Raw genomic sequence first — 1887 nt, 5'->3', positions numbered from 1 at the left:
ATGGTGCCGCTGCCGGTGCCGCGCCCGCCCGAATTCCGCCGCCCGGCCGGCACCGAGACGACGCGCCGCGCCGACAGGCAGGCGTCGCGCCGCACCCGGACCGCGGCGATCCCGGCACCCGCCCCCGACGACCGCAACTTCCTGGAAAAGTTCTTCGGGATCGAGCGCACGTCGACGCCGACCATGGCCTACGCCGCCCTCGAGACGCCGTCGCCCGCGACCCTGCCGCGGCAGCGGATCGTGCCCCCGGCGAACCCCGACCCGGCGGCGGTCGCCGTCTACGACATCAGCGCGCGCATCGTGACGCTGCCCAACGGCACGAAGCTGGAAGCGCATTCCGGCCTCGGCGAGATCATGGACGACCCGCGCAACGCCCACGTGCGCATGCGGGGCGCGACGCCGCCCGGCACCTACGACCTCACCGAGCGGGAGGACCTGTTCCACGGCGTCCGCGCGATCCGCCTCACCCCCGTCGGCGGCAGCGGTGCGGTCTACGGCCGGGTCGGCCTCCTCGCCCACACCTACATGCTCGGGCCGACCGGCGCCTCGAACGGCTGCGTCTCGTTCAAGGACTACCAAGCGTTCCTGCAGGCCTACCTGCGGGGCGAGATCCAGCGCCTCGTCGTCGTGCCGGGCCGCGGCCAGGACGCACCGCCGAGCGTCGCGCAGCAGGCGCCGCCGAGCGCCACCCCGCCGGCCGGCTCTGGCCGCTCGGCCCGCCTCGGCACCGATGCATAGGCCGCTCGCTTAAACCGGCACGACCGGCCCCTTCTTCGCCGACAGGCCGTCGATCAGCTTCGGGTCGATCCGGGTATGCGCCTGGACGAGGGCGTGCGGCGTCAGCGCCATCCACTGGCGCAGCGACAGGTCGGCGTAGCGCGGGCTCTTGAACATCTCGAGGAAGGTCAGCGGCGTGTCGCCGGTGTTCTCGATGTAGTGGCCCATGGCGAACGGCACGTAGCCGACGTCGCCGGCCTGATAGTCGAAGGTGCGGGCCTTCGATTCCGAGCCGAACACCGTCATCCGCCCCTTGCCCGAGAGGTAGTACTGCCACGCGTCGCCGTTCGGGTGCCAGTGCAGCTCGCGCATCGCGCTGGGCTCCAGCTCGACGAGGGCCGCCGCGATCGTCTCCGAGGCGGGGAAGTTCGAGGTGTCGGTGATCCGCACCGTCCCGCCCTTCGTGCGGATCGGCTCCTGCGCCAGCCCCCGGTGGCTGAACGATTTCGGGATCGCGCCGGCCCCGCCCATGCGGTCGCCGGCCAGCGGGTCCGGCTTCGCGCCGGGGAAGATGTAGAGTTCGCGCTCCGGGATGTTCCCGAAGGCGCTCTCGGGCAGGCCGAAGTTCTTGGCGAGCACGTCCTTCGGGGTGTGCGCGAGCCAGTCGGTGATCAGGAAGGTCGAATCCTCCGAGAAGCCGCCGTCGTCGAACACCAGCAGGAACTCGCAGCCCTCGACGTCCGATTCGAGCGCCTGGATCGAGTGCGGGATGCCCGAGGGGAAGTACCAGAGGTCGCCCTCGCCGACGGCGTCGGCGAAGGTGCGGCCCTCCGCGTCGATCGCGGTGATCCGGGCCCGGCCCTTGATCATGTCGGACCACTCGGCCTCCTTGTGCCAATGCATCTCGCGTACCGCGTTGGCCTTGAGGCGCATGGTCACGCCGGCCATCGCCCTGGAGATCGGCAGTTCGCGCACGGTGGTCTGGCGCGCCCAGCCGCCCTCATCCAACCGCATGTGGCTGTCGGCGAAGGACCATTTCAGGTTCGGCATGGTGCCGTGATCCGTCGTGGGCGGCGCGACCGTGTTGGGGTCTTCCGCCTCGCGCGCCGGGTTGCGCGGCCCGAGCACGTCGGCGCCCTTGCCGGCCCGCTCCGGCGTCGGCCCCTCGGC

At 71.8% G+C, this 1887-nt stretch carries 2 protein-coding genes; one reads left to right on the top strand and one right to left on the bottom strand.

Features of this window, described 5'->3' with window-relative positions:
• The coding region (locus FV229_RS26655) for a DUF2778 domain-containing protein (protein WP_147754791.1) at positions 1-738 on the top strand (738 nt) is incomplete at its 5' end.
• Positions 739-747: 9 nt separating this feature from the next.
• Here FV229_RS26655 and FV229_RS26650 read toward each other — a convergent pair.
• The coding region (locus tag FV229_RS26650; protein WP_246688357.1) for an oxalate decarboxylase family bicupin at positions 748-1887 on the bottom strand (1140 nt) is incomplete at its 5' end.

Source organism: Methylobacterium sp. WL120 (assembly GCF_008039465.1).
GTDB lineage: Bacteria > Pseudomonadota > Alphaproteobacteria > Rhizobiales > Beijerinckiaceae > Methylobacterium > Methylobacterium cerastii.
The sequence above is the reverse complement of the archived record's forward strand: the minus strand, read 5'-3'. Positions and strand labels throughout refer to the sequence as shown.